Origin of the sequence: Mycobacterium riyadhense (assembly GCF_963853645.1) — a bacterium.
In the GTDB taxonomy this organism is placed as follows: Bacteria; Actinomycetota; Actinomycetes; order Mycobacteriales; family Mycobacteriaceae; genus Mycobacterium; species Mycobacterium riyadhense.
Map to the genome: position 1 here is coordinate 3353685 of NZ_OY970456.1, position 19917 is coordinate 3373601.

At 63.7% G+C, this 19917-nt stretch carries 13 protein-coding genes; 4 read left to right on the forward strand and 9 right to left on the reverse strand.

Annotation, left to right across the window (positions count from 1 at the left end):
* The first annotated feature begins 230 nt into the window (after positions 1-230).
* Positions 231-3197 carry an FAD-binding and (Fe-S)-binding domain-containing protein gene (locus AADZ78_RS15125; protein WP_239656726.1) on the forward strand — a complete coding sequence of 989 codons (2967 nt, stop codon included), beginning with the start codon at positions 231-233 and terminating at the stop codon, positions 3195-3197.
* Here AADZ78_RS15125 and AADZ78_RS15130 read toward each other — a convergent pair.
* Genes AADZ78_RS15130 through AADZ78_RS15140 form a run of 3 tightly spaced genes read right to left on the reverse strand, consistent with a single transcriptional unit; the run spans position 3179 to position 6214 of the window.
* Positions 3179-3373 carry a hypothetical protein gene (locus AADZ78_RS15130; RefSeq protein WP_204078973.1) on the reverse strand — a complete coding sequence of 65 codons (195 nt, stop codon included), beginning with the start codon at positions 3371-3373 and terminating at the stop codon, positions 3179-3181. The genes AADZ78_RS15125 and AADZ78_RS15130 overlap by 19 nt on opposite strands.
* A 52-nt stretch (positions 3374-3425) precedes the next feature.
* A complete protein-coding gene (locus AADZ78_RS15135; RefSeq protein WP_085250156.1) occupies positions 3426-5222 on the reverse strand; it encodes a thiamine pyrophosphate-requiring protein in 1797 nt (598 codons plus the stop codon).
* Positions 5223-5275: 53 nt separating this feature from the next.
* Entirely contained in the window at positions 5276-6214 is a 939-nt protein-coding gene (locus AADZ78_RS15140; RefSeq protein WP_085250157.1) for a fumarylacetoacetate hydrolase family protein, read from the reverse strand.
* Between the two features lie 305 nt (positions 6215-6519).
* Between AADZ78_RS15140 and AADZ78_RS15145 the strand changes: the two genes are divergently transcribed.
* Positions 6520-8265, forward strand: coding sequence for a PPE family protein (locus tag AADZ78_RS15145; protein WP_085250159.1), 1746 nt, complete (start codon positions 6520-6522; stop codon positions 8263-8265).
* A gap of 63 nt (positions 8266-8328) precedes the next feature.
* On the opposite strand, the gene AADZ78_RS15150 is transcribed toward AADZ78_RS15145, so the two are convergent.
* The 5 genes from AADZ78_RS15150 to AADZ78_RS15170 all read right to left on the reverse strand — a co-directional run bounded on the left by AADZ78_RS15150 (position 8329) and on the right by AADZ78_RS15170 (position 14567).
* Positions 8329-9654: an acyltransferase family protein gene (locus AADZ78_RS15150; protein WP_085250160.1), complete on the reverse strand. Its 1326-nt coding sequence runs from the start codon at positions 9652-9654 to the stop codon at positions 8329-8331.
* Positions 9655-9695: 41 nt separating this feature from the next.
* Positions 9696-11114 carry a GH12 family glycosyl hydrolase domain-containing protein gene (locus AADZ78_RS15155; protein ID WP_085250161.1) on the reverse strand — a complete coding sequence of 473 codons (1419 nt, stop codon included), beginning with the start codon at positions 11112-11114 and terminating at the stop codon, positions 9696-9698.
* Between the two features lie 152 nt (positions 11115-11266).
* Positions 11267-12274, reverse strand: coding sequence for a cation diffusion facilitator family transporter (locus tag AADZ78_RS15160; protein WP_085250162.1), 1008 nt, complete (start codon positions 12272-12274; stop codon positions 11267-11269).
* 106 nt (positions 12275-12380) lie between these two features.
* The gene (locus AADZ78_RS15165) at positions 12381-13112 is read right to left on the reverse strand and encodes an acyl-[acyl-carrier-protein] thioesterase (RefSeq protein WP_085250178.1); all 732 of its coding nucleotides are present in this window, start codon (positions 13110-13112) and stop codon (positions 12381-12383) included.
* Positions 13113-13145: 33 nt separating this feature from the next.
* Complete coding sequence (locus AADZ78_RS15170; RefSeq protein ID WP_085250163.1) at positions 13146-14567, reverse strand: NAD(P)-binding protein; 1422 nt, start codon at positions 14565-14567, stop codon at positions 13146-13148.
* Positions 14568-14693: 126 nt separating this feature from the next.
* Here AADZ78_RS15170 and AADZ78_RS15175 point away from each other — a divergent pair, with 126 nt between their 5' ends.
* Together AADZ78_RS15175 and AADZ78_RS15180 are read left to right on the forward strand one after the other, a co-directional pair.
* A complete protein-coding gene (locus tag AADZ78_RS15175; protein WP_085250164.1) occupies positions 14694-15599 on the forward strand; it encodes an alpha/beta hydrolase fold domain-containing protein in 906 nt (301 codons plus the stop codon).
* 199 nt (positions 15600-15798) lie between these two features.
* On the forward strand, positions 15799-17469 hold the full coding sequence (locus AADZ78_RS15180) for a tetratricopeptide repeat protein (RefSeq protein WP_085250165.1): 1671 nt from the start codon (positions 15799-15801) through the stop codon (positions 17467-17469).
* On the opposite strand, the gene AADZ78_RS15185 is transcribed toward AADZ78_RS15180, so the two are convergent.
* Positions 17447-19723, reverse strand: a complete 2277-nt coding sequence (locus AADZ78_RS15185) for a molybdopterin-containing oxidoreductase family protein (protein ID WP_085250166.1) — start codon at positions 19721-19723, stop codon at positions 17447-17449. The genes AADZ78_RS15180 and AADZ78_RS15185 overlap by 23 nt on opposite strands.
* Positions 19724-19917: the final 194 nt, after the last annotated feature.

Consider the following 19917-nt stretch of genomic DNA (forward strand, 5'->3'; position numbering starts at 1 on the left):
ACAGGGGTCGCACCAGCACGCGTCGTACACGCGTCGGTTCTTGGAATTCCCCTGCACCATCAGGGTTTCCGGATGACGGAAGCCTCAAACATGTGACCGAATCGCTGCGCGATGTCCGAGCTCGAACAGACGTACGGCACATGGCGAATCGCTAGGTTAGGCCCGCGCGCAGCGGGTAGTCCTCGAGTCGGTAGCGGACGGAAAGGGGCGCATGTCCGGTGGTGACGGTTGTGTCGACGCGCTTTGCAGCGCAGCATGAGATCGACACGGCGCGACTGGAAGCGATGCTGGCCGAAAGAGTGGACGGCGAGGTCCGTTTCGACGACGGCAGCCGGGCCGCGTATTCGACGGATGCCTCCAACTTCCGACAGCTGCCCATTGGCGTCGTTGTACCCCGCACCCCCGAGGCAGCGGTCGAAGCGGTGGCCGTTGCCCGCGCGTTCGGAGCACCGGTGCTGTCACGTGGGGGCGGAACCAGTTTGGCAGGCCAGTGCACCAATACCGCGGTGGTGCTGGATTGGTCGAAGTACTGCGACAAACTGGAATCGGTGGATGCCAAGGCCAAACGCTGCGTGGTGCAGCCCGGAATCGTCCTCGACGAACTCAACCGCCGACTGGAATCCACCGGGCTGCGCTTCGGCCCGGAGCCGTCGACGCACGCGAATTGCACGGTGGGCGGGATGATCGGCAACAACTCCTGTGGGTCGACGGCGCAGCGTTGCGGCAAGGTGGTCGACAACATCGCGAGGCTGGAGGTCCTGTGCTACGACGGAACCCGGTTCTGGTGCGGCGAGACCAGTGATGAGGAGTATGCCCAGATTGAGGCCCACGGTGACTTGAGGGCTGCGCTTTACCGACGGCTGCGACGATTGCGTGACGAGTTCGCCGACGACATTCGCAACGGGTTCCCCGCGATTCCCCGGCGGGTGTCTGGATACAACCTGGATTCGCTTCTCCCGGAACACAATTTCGACGTAGCCGGCCTGCTCGTTGGCAGCGAATCCACACTTGTCACCGTGTTGCGCGCGGAACTGGAGCTGATCGAGACATGGCCCAAGCGGGCACTGGTGGTTCTGGGATACCCGAGTATCGACCAAGCCGGCGATGCGGTGTGCTCGGTACTGCCGTATGAGCCGATCGCCTTGGAGGCCATGGACGACAAGCTAATCAGGGATGAACGGCTGCACCATCTCAACGCCGAAGCAATCAAGAAGTTGCCGGAAGGGGCGGCGTTCTTGTTGGCACAGTTCGGCGGCAATGACCAGGACACGGTTGACGCGCAGGCGAAGCGGATGCTCGACGGGCTGCACGAAAGCGAGCACGACGCCACGGTGTCTTGTCTGGACGACCCCGCACGCGAGGACGAACTCTGGCAGGTGCGCGAGGCTGGTCTAGGTGCTACTGCGCACGTGCCAGGGCACGCGGAAACCTTCGAAGGATGGGAAGATTCGGCGGTACCTCCCGAACGGCTCGGCAACTACCTGCGTCGGCTGCAGGCGCTCTACGAGGAGTTCGGCTACAGCAGTGCGGCCGCACCCAGTTTGTACGGGCATTTCGGCCAGGGTTGTGTCCATACCCGCATCCCCTTCGACTTGTTCACAGCCGAAGGTGTCTCGGCGTATCGCCGCTTTCTGGAGCGTGCCGCCGATCTGGTATCGGAATTCGGTGGATCGCTGTCGGGCGAGCATGGCGATGGCCAGACTCGGGGCGAGCTGCTTCCGCGGATATTCGGCCACCGGCTGATGTCGGCGTTCGCGGAACTGAAGGACATCTTCGACCCACAGGACCGGATGAACCCGGGCAAGGTCGTGGCGCCGCAACCGCTGGATGCCAACCTGCGTCTCGGGTCGACCTGGGCACCAATCACGCCACAAGACTTACACTTCCACTATCCGCACGATGGTGGGTCGTTCGTGCATGCGGCCAATCGCTGTGTGGGAGTGGGCAAGTGCCGTCAGCTTGATACCAGCTCCGGACAGGTGATGTGCCCGTCGTATCAGGTCACCCGGGAGGAAGAACATTCCACCCGCGGACGGGCCCGGTTGCTGTTCGAGATGCTTGACGGTCACGGCGACAGTCCGATTCAGGACGGGTGGCGATCGACGGATGTCAAAAGGGCGCTGGATCTCTGCCTGGCGTGCAAGGGCTGCAAGTCCGACTGCCCGGCAGATGTCGACATGGCCACCTACAAAGCCGAGTTCCTGGCCCACCACTACGAAGGCCGGCAGTGGCGCCGGCCCCGCTCCGACCTATCGATGGGATGGTTGCCGGTCGCCGCGCGTATGGTTACTGACGCACGAATGGGGTGGTTGGCCAACGCGCTGACGCGCACGCCGGGGCTGCGCAGGGCCGCGATAGCCGCGGCCGGGGTTGCCGACCGCGAGATTCCGCGCTTCGCCAAACAGACACTGCGACAATGGTTCACCAAGCGCACCACACGCGCCAGCGGCAAGCGCGGCACGGTCATGCTCTGGCCTGACACGTTCACCAACTGCTTCCACCCTCAAGTTGGCCACGCGGCGGTGCATGTGCTCGAAGAGGCCGGGTGGCGAGTAACGCTGCCGCCACCGCGGCTGTGTTGTGGGTTGACGTGGATCTCTACCGGCCAGCTGCGAACCGCAAAGGAAGTGCTCGCACGCACGGTGGCCGCGCTGGCGCCGCACGTGCGCGCCGGCGGGCTGGTGGTGGGCCTGGAACCCAGCTGCACCACGGTGTTTCGCGCCGACGCGGCCGAGCTGTTCCCCGACAATCACGACGTGCTGCGGCTGCGCGATCAGACCGTCACCCTCGCCGAACTGCTAACCGAGCACTCGCCCGGCTACCAGCCACCGCGGCCAGTTGGCGGAAAGCTGTCCGCGTTGGCCCAGGTGCATTGCCACCAGCACGCCGTACTGGGCTGGGACGCGGATGCGCAGCTGCTGGAGGATGCCGGAGTTGAGGTGGCGCAGCTGGGTGCCGGATGCTGCGGCCTGGCCGGGAATTTCGGCTTCGAACGCGGCCACCTTGGCGTCAGCGAAGCGTGCGCTGAGCGGGTCATGTTGCCGGAAATTCGCGCCGCCGACCGCGGCGCGGTGGTGCTCGCCGACGGGTTCAGTTGCCGCACCCAGATTCACGAACTCGACAGTGGCGGGAGAGAAGCGGTGCACCTAGCCGTACTGCTGGCTGCGATGTACAAGACTCAGCCGCAGCGGAATTGAGCCAGATCGGCGAATCGGGCAGCCAGACCGTGGCCGGGCATATCCGTGTCGGGACGAACACTGCCGCCCGTCGGATTCAGCGTGCCGTCAATGGCCATGTTCTCGATGCGTACATGGTCGTGGAACCATTCCAGATGACGCAGATTGGGGGTCGCCGCGCCGACATGTGCGTGCAAGTGCGCAGGTTCCGGACGGCGGTGTCGTCTCGACCTGCGCCGCCGGGTTTGCTCATCGTCGGCTAGGTTCCCGGTGCGGCAAGAACTCCTGCGCTTTGATCTTGATGCCTTCCTTGATGATGCCGAACGCGTCCACGTCGCCGTGCAGCACGGCACTGACGGCGGCCTTCATCTGGTCCAAGCTGGCATGCGGCGGCACCGGGGGAACATTCGGGTCGCAATGCACGTCCAGCAGCGTTGGCCGGTCGGCGGCCAGCGCCCGATCCCACGCCGACGAAATCTGCTCGGGATCGGTCAGGGTTGCCGAGCCGAAGCCCAGGCTGGCCGCAAACGCCGCATAGTCGACATCAGGAAGGGTTTGGGATTCGGCGAATTTCGGTGCGCCGCCCATCGCCCGCATCTCCCAGGTCACCTGGTTCAGGTCGTTGTTGTGCAGGACCGCAACGACAAGCCGAGGATCCGTCCAGTGCTGCCAGTAGTGTGCGATGGTGATCAGTTCGGCCAAGCCGTTCATCTGCATCGCGCCGTCACCGGCGAAAACAATGACTGGTCGGTCCGAATGAGCGAACTTCGCGCCAATGCCGTACGGGACGCCCGGACCCATCGTGGCCAGGGTGCCCGACAACGAGCCGCGAATATTGCCACGGAACTTTAGTTGGCGGGCATACCAATTCGCCGCTGAACCCGAGTCGGCGGTGACGATCGCATTCTCGGGCAGCTTTGGCGACAACTCGGTGAACAGCCGCATCGGGTTGATCGGATCGGCGGACACATCGGCTTCCATTGCCATGGTTTCCCACCAACGGTGCACGTTGTGTTCGATCGTCTCCCGCCAAGTCCGGTCGGTCTTGCGCCGCAACAGCGGCAGCAGTGCGCGCACCGTCATGGCGGCGTCGCCCACCAGGTTCACCTCGTTGGGGTAACGCATGCCGATGACCGTGGGGTCGATATCGATCTGCACGCCGCGTGCCGCACCGAAGGGCGGCAAGAACTGCGTATACGGAAAACTGGACCCGATGGTGAGCAAAGTGTCGCAGTCGCGCATCAACTCATAGCTGGGACGGGTGCCCAACAATCCGATAGATCCGGTCACCCACGGCAGTTCATCGGACAGCACATCCTTGCCCAGCAACGCTTTTGCCACCCCCGCACCGAGGACGTCGGCGAGCTCGGTGATCTCCTTGACGGCGTTGCGCGCGCCGGATCCGACAAGCATCGCGACGCGTTCACCCGCGTTGAGCACGTCGGCGGCCCGCTGTAGCCCGTTGGCAGAGGGTTCAACGGCGGGTTGCTCGAACCCCAGACTGGACGGCACCATCTTGAATTCGTGTGCAGGAGACGAATATTCGAGCTCTTGTACGTCCTCGGGGATGATCAGCGCCGTCGGTCCACGTCGGGTCAACGCGGTGCGAATGGCGCGGTCGAGCACGTTGGGCAGCTGCTCGGGCACCGTGACCATCTGAACGTAGTCGCTGGCAACATCCTTGAACAAACTCAACAGGTCGACCTCTTGTTGGTACCAGCCGCCCATTGCTGTGCGGTCGGTTTGCCCCACGATCGCTACCACCGGTACCCGGTCGAGTTTCGCGTCGTAGAGGCCGTTGAGCAGGTGGATCGCGCCCGGGCCGGAGGTCGCCGCGCACACCCCGAGTCGACCACTGAATTTGGCGTAGCCTACCGCTTCGAAGGCCGCCATTTCCTCGTGTCGCGCCTGGACGAACATCGGCCTGTTGTCGGCGCGGCCCCACGCCGCGAGCAGCCCATTGATACCGTCGCCGGGGTAGGCGAACACATGTGTGATTCCCCAGTCGCGGAGTCGTTCCAGCACAAAGTCGCTGACTTCAGCCATTGCACACCTCTTCCCGTCTCGTGTCCCGAGACGGTTACCCACTTGGTCGGTGCTTACGCGTACCGCACCGCGGTGCGCTGGGTTCCGAGGTCGATCTGCCCGTCGTCGGTGGCCACCGACGCTTCGACAATGTCACCTTGCCGCAGATATTTCGGATTGCCGGCCTGACGTTTGAAGAAGGCGTTCCATTTGATGGCCGGTGGTAACAGGTTTCCGATGATTGCCACCGGCTTCGCCGGGGCACTCAGGGCGGTGCCAACAGGGGTGCCGGTGAGTATGAGGTCGCCGGGAGCGAGCTCCTGGAATTGGGTGAGCGACTGCAGCGCCTGCAGTGGCCGGTAGAGCATGTCGGCTTCGACGAGCGCGTTCTGTCGCTCCTCGCCGTTAACACTCAGGCGCAGCCGCAGATCACCGAACCGCTGGAGTTCGTCGGAATTCAGCAACACCAGCTTCGGCCCGACCGGGGTGAACGTCGGGTAGGACTTGGCTTCGTAGAACTGTGTCTGTGGAAGCTGGATATCGCGCGCAGACACATCGTTGGCGACGACCAGACCGGCGACGAAATCGGAGAGGGTCGCGTGGGAAATGGTTGTACCGACCGGGATTGATCGGCCGATCACCAACCCGATCTCGACCTCATAGTCCAGCAGTTGGACGTGGCCGGGCTTGACGATGTCGTCGAACGGGCCGCTGATCGACGCAGAAGCCTTGCGGAAGAAGGTCAGCGGCATCGATGTCGGGTCCATGCCCGCATCCTTGACATGCGATTCGTAATTGGTCATCTGGGCGACCACGCGGCACGGCCGAGTTACCGGCGAGATCAAGTTCAGGCTTGCTAAAGGTACGGTGCCGGTCTCGCGGGCTGCCGCCGCGATCGCGGGACGGTCGGCCAGCAGCGCTGCGGTGGTTGCCGCGGCAGTCGCGATCTTCGCTGGGCCGCTTGGGGTTTCGACCCACCAGGCGTCGACGGTGCGCAGGACGGAGACGCTCATGCGGTGAGCACCTTCGGATGGCCTATGACTCTCCCCGATCTAATTGGCGAAATCGTCACATAGACATAGCACTCGGTCAAGGATTTCTGACGAGATCCTCATAGGTAACGACGTCGATGTTCCCCACGCCGAGGCGCACTACGGCATCGTCGGCCTGCCGGATCGACGATTCAAGCCCGCCCGGCATTCTGGCGAAAAACCGATATACGCGCGGGCATCGCAATAGCATTCGTGACAAGTTGTCCGATTCCACGGCAGCACTTGCCGCTTCGAGAACAGCGGATGACACTATAAGGGGTTCCATCGTGGCGAATTTTGTGATGTTGCCGCCGGAGATCAATTCTTTCCTGATGTTCACCGGTGCGGGATCGGCACCGATGCTAAACGCCGCCGCGGCCTGGGACGGGTTGGCCTCGGAGTTGGGGACGGCGGCGTCGTCGTTTTCGTCGGTGACCTCGGCGCTGGTCGGTGCGTCCTGGCAGGGTGCGGCCTCGGCGGCGATGACGGTCGCGGCCGCCCCGTATGCGCAGTTTTTGAACGCGGCTGCAGCCCAAGCTACCGGGGCAGCCGCGCAGGCCAAAGCGGTGGCCGGTGCGTTTGAGGCCGCGCGCGCGGCGATGATCCATCCGTTGGCGGTGACGGCCAACCGCACCGCGTTCGTACAGTTGGTTCGGTCGAATTGGTTGGGGCTCAATGCGCCTGCGATCATGGCAGCCGAGGGCCAGTACGAGCAGATGTGGGCCCAGGATGTGGCCGCAATGACCGGGTATCACGCCGGGGTGTCGGCTGCGGCGGCGCAATTGCAGACCAGCCTGCAGCAGATCCTGCGGAGCCTGCCCAACTTGGGTATCGGCAACAAGGGCAACGCCAACATCGGCATCGGCAACACCGGCAGCGGAAACATCGGCCTCGGAAACAGCGGCGAGGGAAACAGCGTGCTCGTCCCCCCACAAGCGGGCAACAATAATATTGGCGGCGGAAACAACGGCAACAATAACGTCGGCGCCGGAAACATCGGCAACCACAACTTCGGCTTCGGCAATAACGGCACCGGCAACGTCGGCTTCGGAAACGCCGGCCCGGCCGACCTATCGAACCCAGACCTGTTCACCTTTCACGTAACGCCGGGCAGCAATAACGTGGGCATGGGTAACACCGGCAACAGCAACTTCGGCCTCGGGAACACCGGAGACGGAAACATAGGCGGTGGCAACACCGGCATGGGAAACTTTGGTGCCGGAAACACCGGCAACGGAAACTTTGGGTTTGGAAACAGCGGCGACAACAACATCGGGATAGGGCTCACCGGCGACAATCAGGTCGGCATCAACCTGGCCGGGCTGCTGAATTCGGGCAGCGGCAACATCGGCTTGGGGAATTCGGGCACCAACAACATCGGCTTCTTCAATTCCGGTAGCGGCAACATCGGCATCTTCAGTTCGGGCACCAATGTCGTGTTCCCAGGCCAACTCAACAGTCTTGGCTTCGGGAACTCCGGCACCGGCAATCTCGGCTTCGGGAACTCGGGCGCCGGAAACGCCGGCTTTTGGAATTCGGGCCTCCTTGACACCGGCTTCGGGAATGCGGGCTCGATTAATACCGGCGCATTTAATGGGAACAACCTGAACACGGGCTTTTTGAACTCGGGCGAGACAAACACCGGCTTCGGGAACTCGGGCCACGTCAACACCGGCTTTGGGAATGCGGGCAATGTGAACACGGGCTTCGGGGCCACCACCGACAGCGGTCAGGTCGGCGTCGGCGCGGTCGATAACTCGGGATTCTTCAACGCGGGCGCCGGAATCTCGGGCTTTGGCAACACGGCCAGCGGCGGTTTTGTGAGCGGCAGTATGTCGGGCTTTGGCAACACGGCCCGCGGAGGCTCGCTGGAGACCGGCGTTAGCTCGGGCTTCTTCAACACCGGCGTCACGGGCGCCATAGGTGCCTTCCCGAGCGGTGTGCTCAGCGGCTTTAACTCGGGCTTTTTCAACACCGGTACCGCCTTGTCGGGCTTACTTAGCCTCAGCAAGCTGGCTATCCAATCAGGTTGACCCGCCCGCCATGCTGACCGACCACCACAGGCAACGCCGATCGGTGGTGCCCAAGAGTTCAGCTCATCCGGTCGCGGGCGTCGAACGTAGCCCCGCGCTGATCTTGGCTGGACGAAACGCCACCAGTGCCACCCCGACGCCGAAGATCAGGGCGGTCATCCACGGGAAATTCCCGTACGGAGCGAATCCTTCGGCGGCGAAAAACGCGAGGCCGTATGTTGCCATCGCTGCGCCGGCCACGAGGAGGGGTTCGCTCCAGCGATCGGCGAGCGATAAATCGATGATGGGCAGCGGGGCCGCAGCAACACGACGCAACAGCCACAACAGCGCCAGCTCTACCGCCGTCACGAGGCAGAGGATGACCACCCACTCCAGCCGGGCCAGCCACCACTGCGCCGTTCCCTCGACCGGTTGCGGCAACAGTCCGGTCGGGTAGCCGACGAGCGCCACGATCACCACGGGCAGCATGTGCCACAGGTACAGCGCCATCACGTTGCTATTGGCGACGGAGAGCACCCGCTGCACCAGATGTGGGCGTAGGGCACGGTTTAACATCGGCGCGAGCGTCATCGCCGCTCCTGCCTGCGCGCATCCGAACGCCAACATCGCTACCGAGGGTGGCGCCGAATTCTGGATCACTTGGCCGGGAATGCCGATCATGCTGACCGGGTAGGGACCCAGCCCGATCAGCAATGCCAGTGCCAGCGCCGAACCGATGGCAAGCAGCAACGGCCTATGGCGGGCTAACTGCCCGACGTACCAAGCGATTCCGATCTGGTAGAGCGCTCCCCAGCAGAGCAGGTAATTCAACCAGCCGAGATACGCCACGTGCGCGCCCAGCGAGACGGCATCGACTGCCACGACAGCCAGCACCACAACGGCCGGGGCTAACAGTCCCCAACGTCGTTGTGCGGCAATAGCAATGGGTGTTAGCGATACCACCACTACGTAGACTGCGAGAAACCACAAATGCATTGCTACGGCCCAACCCGCGTACTCCAGCGCGGAACCGGCCACACCGCTGAACTCCAGAATTGCGACAACCAGCGACACCAGTCCGACGTACACCGCGGTGGGTCCGAGTACTCGCGCCAGTCGATGCCGAAGCCACGTCTGCCGCGACACACCGCCGGGCTCGTTACGGTGTGTCCAAGACACCGCGCCGGCGTAGCCGGCCACCACGAAGAACACCGGCACCGCCTGGAAAGGCCAAGTCAGCCACTGGGTCCAGGGTTGGTCGACGAGCGGGTTCTGCCGACCGAATGATCCGTCGCGATATGTCACCGATCCGGCCGCCCAATGCCCCAGCACAATGAGGACCACTCCCGATGCGCGGTAGAAGTCCACCGCCAGATCGCGGGCCGGCCGAGTTGTGGGTGCGTGGTTCATCGTCCGCGAGAGTACGCGGACCTCGAGCGGCGACTGCGTCGTTAGTTGACGTTGGCGGAGAACGAATCGACCCCCAGACCGACCCCGCCGTCCCATGGCTCAAACCCGGCTTGGATGCTGGTGAGATACCACGAGTCGGTGATCGGCTCCATGGTGCTCGTGTGGTCCACGAAGCTCATGACATCGAAATCCCAAACCTCGATCGGTGACGTCGCGACGTATGACATCACGTTGTTCTGACCGTTGGTGCCGTCCCAGACCATAAAGGTCTTTCCCTCGATCGTGGCGTTGCCTACCGGGGAGCCGACGGGCTGGATGGGGCCCTGGTGGTTGAACCAGATCATGATCTCCTGCTGGTTGACACCGGTGGTCTTGGGTGTGGGATCCAGCCAGATGTCATAGGAGGCGTTCCAGGTTCCGGTGACGGGGTAGTTGTAATCGATGCTGCTGGTTGCGGTTTGGATCTGGCCCAATTGCATGGGCAGCGTGGTCCCCACCGAACCGGTGCCATAGTGCCAGCCCGTGAAGATCGAGGGGTATCCGAGTGGGGCGCCGTTGGTCGGGGCGGAGCCATTTATCGACGTGATGGTAAAACCTCCGGTGGGACTGACGTCGATGGTCTGCCCCGCCGGGTTGTTCCATGCGTTGTTCTGAACAACGTAGCCATCCGCGGTCGTCGTCGTTCCGAATTGGGCGGAGATCAGAGTGCCGCCAGTCGGGGGTGTTGTGGGTGGCGTCGTTGGGGTTGAGCCACCGGTGCCTATCTGCCCGTCTGTTCCGGCGTGGCCGAACAACCCGGCCTTCCCGCCAGTGCCGCCCAGTCCTGGGTTGCCGCCGTTGATGTCCGCTACCGCCGAGCCACCGGGGCCGCCGTCGCCGCCGTTGCCTACGAGCAGACCACCGTTGCCGCCGTTGCCGCCGGACGCGCCGACACCACCAGCCCCGCCAGCTCCACCGTTTCCGAACCATCCGGCGTTACCGCCGGCACCGCCGGCCTGGCCGGTCCCGCCGGCGGCGCCATTGCCACCGTTCCCGTACAGCAACCCGCCGTCCGCGCCACGCCCGCCGGGCACGGTCGCGTCGGCCCCATCGCCGATCAACGGGCGACCCAGCAGCGCCTCGCTGGGCGCGTTAACGGTGTTGAGCGCCTGCTGCGCGAGGGTCTGCAAGGGCGACACGTTGGCCGCCTCGGCGCTCGCATAGAACTCGGCACTCGAGGTCAATGACCGCACAAACTGGGCATGAAATGCCGCCGCTTGGGCGCTCACGGCTTGATATTCCTGCGCGTGCGCGTTGAATAACCCAGCGATGGCCGCCGACACTTCATCGGCAGCGGCCACCAGTACCTCCGTCGTCTGGGCCGCGGCCACGGCGTTCGCGGCGCTGAGCGTCGAGCCGATCCAGGCGACATCCGTCGCCGTCACCGCCAATGCTTGCGGCGCAGCAATCACATATGACATGCCCGACCCTCCGCCCCGACTTATCACGTGCTTATCACGGTCGTATCACGACTTTATTAAGCCTATCCAAATCGCGACAAAAATGACCCTATTACGAAACTATCACGACCCCATCGTGACCTGGCTATTTTGCGGAAGATCGGAAGCGTTTCTCAGCCGTGCGGATAGGCGTGGATGAGCGCGGTGTCGAGTCTCGGTACAGCATGGGTCAGTTCGTGCTCGGCTTCATGGGCGATCCGGTGTGCATCGTTCAGGCTCAAAGTCGGGTCGACATCGAGTTCGGCATCAGCGTGCAGCCGATGTCCGATCCAGCGCATCCGGACGCTACGCACGGCTCGCACCCCCGGCTGCGCTGCCAACGCCGTCTCGGCGCGAGTGACGAGTTCGGGGTCGACGGCGTCCAGTAGGCGCCGGAACACGTCGCGCACTGCGGTGCGCAGCACTGCCAAGATGGCCACGGTTATGAGCAGCCCGACGATGGGGTCGGCAATTGGATACCCCAGTGCGACACCCGCGGCGCCGAAAACCACCGCGAGCGAGGTGAACCCGTCGGTACGGGCGTGCAGTCCGTCGGCAACGAGCGCTGCCGAACCGATCCGTCGCCCCACCCGGATGCGATACAGCGCGACAAGTTCGTTACCGACAAATCCGACCGCGCCCGCTGCTGCGACCCAGCCGAGGTTTCCAATCGCCACCGGATGAATCAGGCGCATCACAGCCTCGTAGCCAGCGATGGCCGCTGACAAGGTGATCATCGCGACGACGAACAATCCGGCGAGGTCTTCTGCGCGACCGAAACCGTAGGTGTATCGCTTTGTGGCAGCACGCGTTCCGAGAGAGAACGCGATCCACAGCGGCACCGCGGTTAGTGCATCGGAGAAGTTGTGAATGGTGTCCGCGGCTAACGCTACCGATCCTGAGATCGCGACAATCCCGACTTGAAATGCTGCAGTGACGCCAAGCGCGGCGAGGCTGAGTTTCACCGCGCGGATGCCAGACGCGCTCGACGACAGCGCATCGTCGACGCTGTCGGTCGCATCATGACTGTGCGGCGAGAAGATCTCGGCGAGCAGACCACGAACACCGGTCGGATGGTCGTGGCCATGGTCATGGTCGTGTGCGTGGTCGTGTGCGTGGGACAGGGCTCGGGTATGCGTCATTGCCGTGTGACCCCCATCGCAAGCAGATCTCGCTTAGCCCGCTTAATTGCATACATACGCAGATAATAGACATAGGCGACTGCCTACCGCCACCCGGTACCCGGGACTAGATCGTGCGCAGTAGAGCTGCCGCGCGCACGTCATCACCGACGGTGAAGTGCATGCGCACGCTGCCGTCGCGATGTTCGGAACGGATTGTCACGGGTTCACCCAACTTAATTGGCCTGCGGTATTCGAGCACCGCGCGATACGGGGCTCGTTCGAATTCGGGTACTTGTCCCAGTATTTCGTGCACACCGTGCCAGTAGATGGTGTTGTTGACATGCTCAAAGGGATCAATATCGGTGCGGCGCAAGGGAAATGGTGCCTCGGTACCATCTTGCACCGGCGCGGTGAGCCAAGGGCGCCACTTGAGCCGGTGGTTGTCGGTGGTACTGCCGAAACGTGCGATGCAATCGTCGACAAGGCGTGACGGAGTCAGGGTGTCCTTGTTGACGCAGATCCAGAATCCCTCGGTTTCGATTCGGCCGCCGTCAGAACCCTCGAGTTGGACGCGCATGGAGCACCATCTGGTGGACAGCGCGGCGCACCAACGGCGGAAGGTGATGTCGCTCGGCAGCACGATCGGCTCGATGACGTCGATCACCGTGCGCAGGACGATCCAGTGGGGGTGGACTTCTGCCAGTCCGGCATCAGCAAGATGTTCGGCGCCGACCTCTTGGATATAACGCGCAACCCCGTCGAGGCGTAGTCTTCGGCGCTCGTCGATGTCCGATGTGGCTACCCGCCAACCGGTTTGGTAGACGTACCCGAAGCCGGGCACGCCGACAAGCGGCATGTCCACCTCGGTTGGCTGCGACACGGCCTCTCCTTACCGTCGTTCGCTTGTTAGCGTGACGCACTGGCTGCGCAGCGTCTCTAATTGCGCGACGGCGGTGTCCAATCTTTTTTGGAACATCGACACCACCCGTTCACGCACTCGCGGCTTGTGCGACAGCGGCGGAAGCAGATCCGCGAGGAGGTTCAAGCGTGCCGAACTCAGCCAGTCCGTCAGGTCCGGGTCGTGCAGCCAGCGCCGGAAGTTACGCAAGTCGGATTGGGTAAGACGCAGCCAGTCCAGATCGGAGTCCGGGTGTGGAATCGGTTCGCAGAGTTCGTTTTTCGCCGCATCGTCGTCGTAGGCGAATTCAACGTGGGCGATGAATGCGGCACTGAACACCTGTTGGCATCCGCGCACCGCCTGCAGGGTGATGCGGCCCTCGTCGAAAACCGGCGTTGCGGGTCGTTGTGGCGCTCCGTCGGCCGTGCAGTCAATGTAGATGGCCGAAGGGGAGGAGGGCACGGAACCGCCGTCGAACACGACCGCGTCGGGCTCGATGCGCTGGACGTGGCCCATCCTGACGATGTCGTTGATCCGGCGTAGTTGACCGAATTCGGCGTGGGACACCGTCGCACATCGATACATGGCCGGACGTACCGACGGATCGATGCGCAGCAAGGTTCCGGCGGCCTCCAGCCGATCAAACAAGTCCTCGGCAGACGTCGCTTCGCCGATTGCCTCAAGCGTCGTACCGAAACTGGCCCGGAACTGGTCGATGAACGTCGGCCCCGGCTGCAGCGTTGCCCGGTCGATCAGCCAGGAGTCACGCGGCATGATCCAGGTCAGCTTGTCGGGGCTGATGTCGTGTCGGAGCAACCACAGACAGACGTCCATGCCGGTTTTGCCGGCCCCGACGATCACATACCGGTCGCGCGCACCGAATTTCGGTAGTTCGTTTGGGGCGATGCAGTCGACGCCGGGTGCGACGCGGTACGGCGCGGGCCGCATCGAGGGCACGACGGCACGCAGATAGGTGGCGTCGACAATCCGCTGCGTGACGGTGACTGCTCGTTCGGAGCCTGCCAGCGTTCGGATACGGCCGTCGCCGAGATACTCACTCATCGGGAAGTAGGAAACGCGCCCCGTCGGAAGAAACTGTTGCTGCATGACGCCGTCGAAGTATGCGCATATCTCGCCGACCGGGGCGAGCTCGTTGAGCCCTTGGTTCCAGCCGACTTGATCAATGGTGTTGTTGCCCAGTGCTCTTGAGTTGACGCCGTAGTACGCCGACGGCTGGTGTAGCCGCACGAATGGGTAAGCGGTGGTCCAATGTCCACCAGGTTGACACGCACGGTCAACGATGACGACCGTTGCTTCCGATTCGGTGATCAGCGTGTCAGTGAACGCCATGCCCATGGCTCCGGCGCCGATCACCAGGTAGTCGGCCTCGATGGGCTTTATCGGCCCTGCCATAGGCCCTCCTTCATGCACGCAAACAACCGTTGCGACACGATAGCGCCTGACCCGGTCGACCGGATGCAGCGGGGACTGCCAATATCCCGCTTGCGGTGGGTATGTTTGCCGAGATGAGGGCGCAAAATGGCTGACATCAGCTGGGCGAGCCGGGCATTACCCGCAATCCTGCGCATCACGGGCAGGAGCCGCCCTTACGTGAGCGCTCAATCCGCGCGTGCGCATATCGATCGGCGTGCGCTGCGTCCGCAACCGTACGGCCCGCCGCCTCGGTTGCGATCCGACGTAGCGGTGACGGTCCAGCGTCGATTGGGTTGGCCGATCTACACCATCACGGCCAACATCGGGGCGCCCGAGCGCATCGTCTGGTATCTGCATGGCGGCGCATGGGTAAACGAAATCACGCCACAGCATTGGCAATTGGCCGCTCAAATCGCGGCCGAGGCGCGCGCCACGGTGATCGTCCCGATCTATCCATTGGTGCCGTTCGCTGGCGCGGCGGACGTCATGCCCGTGATCGTCGAACTCGTGGCAGACAACGTGTCACGCGACGGGAGCGTATGTCTGGCCGGGGATTCCGCCGGCGGCCAGATCGCATTGTCGGCGGCACTACTGCTGCGCGATGAGCATGGCGTGGTGATACCTCGGACCATTTTGATCTCGCCCGTCTTGGATGTGTCGCTGACCAATCCGCTGATCGGTGCGGCCGAATCCGACGATCCGTGGTTGGGACGCGAGGCGCTGCGCGTATTCGCGGATCGGTGGCGCGGTGACCTACCGCTGACGGATCCGCGTGTTAGTCCACTCGCGGGTGATCTCAGTGGTTTAGGGCCTTTGACGGTCCTCACCGGCACTCGAGACATTCTCAACCCCGACGCACGAGCCTTGGCGCAAAAGGCCACTGCCGCAGGCGTAGACATCGAATACCACGAGCGGCGAGGTTTGTTGCACGTGTATCCGCTGACCCCGACGCCGGAAGGGCGTGCGGCGCGGGCGGTTATCGTCGAGCGGCTGCGGGGACGGCGCGGATGATCGCAGGTCCGTTGCCACGCCCGTCTCTTGTCCGGCAGGCATGCTTTGTGCCCTCCTCGCAGCGGCGAGTGGCCCGGCCGCACGCCCAACCGGCGGGTTGTCGCTCTGAGGTGGGCGCAACGACGATCTCTCCTCTTAGAAACGCGTGTGGCAGGTGTGACGCTTGTTCGGCCAATGCTGCCCCACTGGGGGAGCGAGCATGACTGTCGAGCAGTATTTCGATCTCGGCTCCTACCACCGGCCGGTCGAAACCACTTGCGCGCAAGCGCAGGTTTGGTTCGACCGCGGACTGGTGTGGGCGTACGCGTTCAATCACGAAGAGGCAATCCGCTGCTTCCAGCGGGCCCTGGAACTGGACCCGGACCTGGCCATCGCGCGTTGGGGAATCGCCTATTCGGTCGGGCCCAACTACAACAAGGCATGGGAGGCATTTGACCCGATCGACCTGACCGCTTCGCTGGCCCGTGCGCACACGGAACTCCAACTGGCCGCACAGGGCCGGGTCAGCCCAGTCGAGCAAGGCCTCATTGCCGCACTTGCGGCGCGCTTTCCCACCGACGACCCAGCCGACACCGATGCACTACACACCGGGCTAGTCGCTTACGCCGACGCAATGACGGCGCTGGCCGCGGCTTATCCCGAAGACGTAGATGTGCAAGCGCTCGCTGCCGACGCACTGGTCAACGTGACGGCGTGGGCGCTGTGGGACACCGCGACCGGCGAGCCAGCCGCGGGCTCACGCGTGCTCGAGGCCAAGCGGATCCTCGAGACCGCGCTAGCCGGGCCAGCGGGCCGTGAACACCCGGGCATCCTGCATTTGTATCTGCACACCATGGAGATGTCGGCGACTCCGGAGGACGCCCTACCGGCAGCGGACTTGTTACGCGGCTTGGTGCCCGACGCCGGGCATCTGCAGCACATGCCGAGCCACATCGACGTGCTGTGCGGCGACTACCGCAGCTCGATACTGGCGAATCTTGCGGCGGTGCAAGCGGATCGGCGCTTTGTAAGCCGCGAGGGCCCGTTGAACTATTACTCGCTCTACCGTGCGCACGATCTGCACTTCGTCGTGTATTCGGCGATGTTCGAAGGACAATCGCAAATCGCCTTGCAGGCCGCTGACGAGCTTGCCGATCAGCTGACAGCCGAGCTGCTGTCGATCGAATCGCCGCCGATGGCCGACTGGCTCGAGGCGTTCGTGCCGTTGCGTACCCACGTGTTGATGCGGTTCGGCCGCTGGGACGAGCTGATTGCGCAACCACTTCCGGAGGACCGAGATCTATACTGCACCACCGCAGCGACGATTCACTACGGACGCGGCATCGCGCTAGCGGCCACAGGGCAACTCGCGCGGGCAAACGCCGAGCGGGCGGCGTTCAGTGAGGCATACGACCGGATACCGAACTCCCGATACCTGTTCAATAACACCAGCCGAGACATCCTCGCGGTGGCAGCGGCCATGTTCGACGGTGAGATCGCCTACCGCGAAAAGCGTTTCGATGAGGCGTTCGGTCATCTGAGGCGCGCGGTCGAGCTCGACGACGCGTTGCCTTACGACGAGCCATGGGGCTGGATGCAACCCGCGCGGCACGCGTACGGGGCATTGCTGTTAGAACAAGGCCATGTCGCGGAGGCGGCTGCCGTGTATGCCGCCGACCTCGGTCTGGACCCCACGTTGGCCAGGGCCTGTCAGCACCCCAGGAACGTGTGGAGCCTGCACGGCTATCACGAATGCCTGCAGCGGCTCGGCCGTACCTCCGAGGCCAGGATCATTGGCCAGCAGCTCGCGCTGGCGACTGCCCGCGCCGACGTACCGATTCATGCGTCCTGCGCCTGCCGACTCGACGTCATGTCCTGTTGCGAGGACTGAGGGCGGGCGGTGGCGATGGTTCGGCGACGGTGGGGCCCGCGCCACGGCGAGCAACGCCGACATAGGTGGAATTCATTGCGGGCGTTTGCGACAGCGGATCTACCGGTTCGGCGTCAATCAGGAGGTTGCGGTTCACCCCGAATGACTGCGGCGCAGATCCGGTGTGCGGGTCGAAGATTCGCGAACCCCAGCCGTGGTTGATCACGATGACGCCGCGCCGGGGTCGATCGCTCAGTGACGCATTCGCCTCGATTTCGCCAACCGGCGAATACACGCGCACCGGGTCCCCGTCACCGATGCCGAGCGTGGCGGCATCCGCGGGATGAATGAGAACGACGCTGCCTTTGCCGCCGGGGTGCAGGCCGGGCAGCTCGTTGAGAAACGAATTCATGGAATGGCGGTGACGGCGGTTGCCGATCTGGAAGGGGTAGCCAGGCGGAGCCTCAGAAGGCGCCGCGGCGAGCAATTCACGCGCCCGCGCGACCAGCTCGGTGGGCGCGATATGCACCCGCTTGTCGGCAGTGCGCAACGCTGCGGCGAAGTGGCCATACTCCCGCGGGCCAAGCACCATGCCGTGTGGATTGGCAAGCAGCTCACGCCATTTCAACTTGTGTCCGTTGACGTTGCGCGACGTGGCCACGATGATGCGGTTGATCCAGTGCGGCGTGAATTCCAGCGTGGGTCGCCGGGTCAGCCGCGCAAGGCGCCGGCTGGTCCTGATGAACCCGTTGACACCCTTGATGCCGAACAGCGGAACGTCCATCGCCAGCGCCAGGTCGACGAAGATGCGCCATTCTTCGCGTGCAGTCGCCGGCGGGTTGACTGCACGCACGCCGTACTGCACATACGGCTCGTCGTGTAGGTTACTTGTCAGCGCGAGCAGGTCGTCACGTTCGAGCCAGTGCACGGCGGGCAACAGCCAGTGCGCGTGGCGATGACTCTCACGCTGCACAAAGTCGATGGCCACCAACAGATCCAGTTGTGCAAGCGCACTGTCCAGGGCCGCGCCGTCGGGACCGGAGACCACCGGGTTTCCGGCGTTGATCACCAGGGCCCGGATCTGCCCGGGGCCCGGTGTGGTGATCTCGGCGGGCAGTTCGCTCAACGCGTGCGCGCCGGCAACCATCGTCCGGCCGGTCAGTCGGCTTCTGTGCTCCGGGGGCTTGGTTGCGGCCGCCAGGCGCAGCGAGTCGACATAACCGGGTTCGAAGCGACGGCCACCGGGACGGTCCATTCGCCCGGTGATCACGTTGAGGACGTGGCCAAGCCATTCGCCCACGCTGCCCGAGACGTGCAGTGAGATCCCGGTTCGCGTGATTGCCATCGCGGATCTGGAGGTCGCAAATTCCCTTGCAGTGGACTCGATCTCGGGGCGCGGGACGCCGCACCGATGAGTGAGGTCGTCCAGCTCGGCTTCGGTCAAGAGCTGGCGTAGCGCCGGCATGCCGGTGGCGAGTTGCGCACAGTCGGCGCGGTGTTCGAGTCGTTCGTCGAGGATCACCTTGACCATCGCCAGCAGCAGCGCCCAGTCCTGGCCGGGACGCACCGCGATGTGCACGTCGGCTTTGTCGGCGGACTCGGTGCGTAGCGGGTCGACGACCACGATCTTGGCCCCCTGCTTTTGCCGGGCGAGCGCGCGCTGCCACCCACCGGGCGCACTTTCTACCCAATTCCATGCACTGACAGCGGGATTGGTGCCGACCAGCAGAAAGTAGTCGCAGTTGTCGATATCGGAGACGGGCACCATGATCGCCGAGCCGTACATGGCCTCCGCTACGACATGCAGTGCGTTCTGGTCGACCGAGCCCACCGCATACCGGTTGTGGGTGCCGACCGCGTCCAGCCAGGCGTTCATGAAGATCAGATTCGACAACGAGAATCCGGCCGGATTGCCGTAATAGGCGGCTATCGCGTCCGGGCCATCGGCCTCGATCAGTCCAGTCAGTCGGGTGGCAATATCCGCGATGGCCTCTTCCCACGTCGCTTCCACATAGCGATCGCCCACCCGTCGCATCGGGGCAAGGATCCGGCGCGGATGTTCGACCATCTGGGCGGCGGTGCGGCCTTTCGCGCAGAAATCCCGCCAACTGTGCGGGTTTTGCTTGTCGGCCGATATTTTGCACACCCGATTGCCCTCGACGCTGACCTCGACACCACACGAGGCCAGGCAGTATCGGCAGAAGGTGTAGATCGTCCGCGCGCCGTCGGGTGTGGCCGGAACGTCTCTGGGTTGCACCTGTTGGTGTTGTCCCATTTTCAGAGCGTGACACCGCAGCATCATTTTGTAAAGTTCACCCAGTTGTCACGGGGTGTTGTTTTGTGCGGCCACAGTGCTAGTATCTCGCAATCGAGATTCGTTATGCGAGTCTATTAGATCCGTATATCGGATCATATTGACGATCGGTTCCGGAAGGAGGTGCCAGATGTCCCATGAACTTCTGTTTGGCG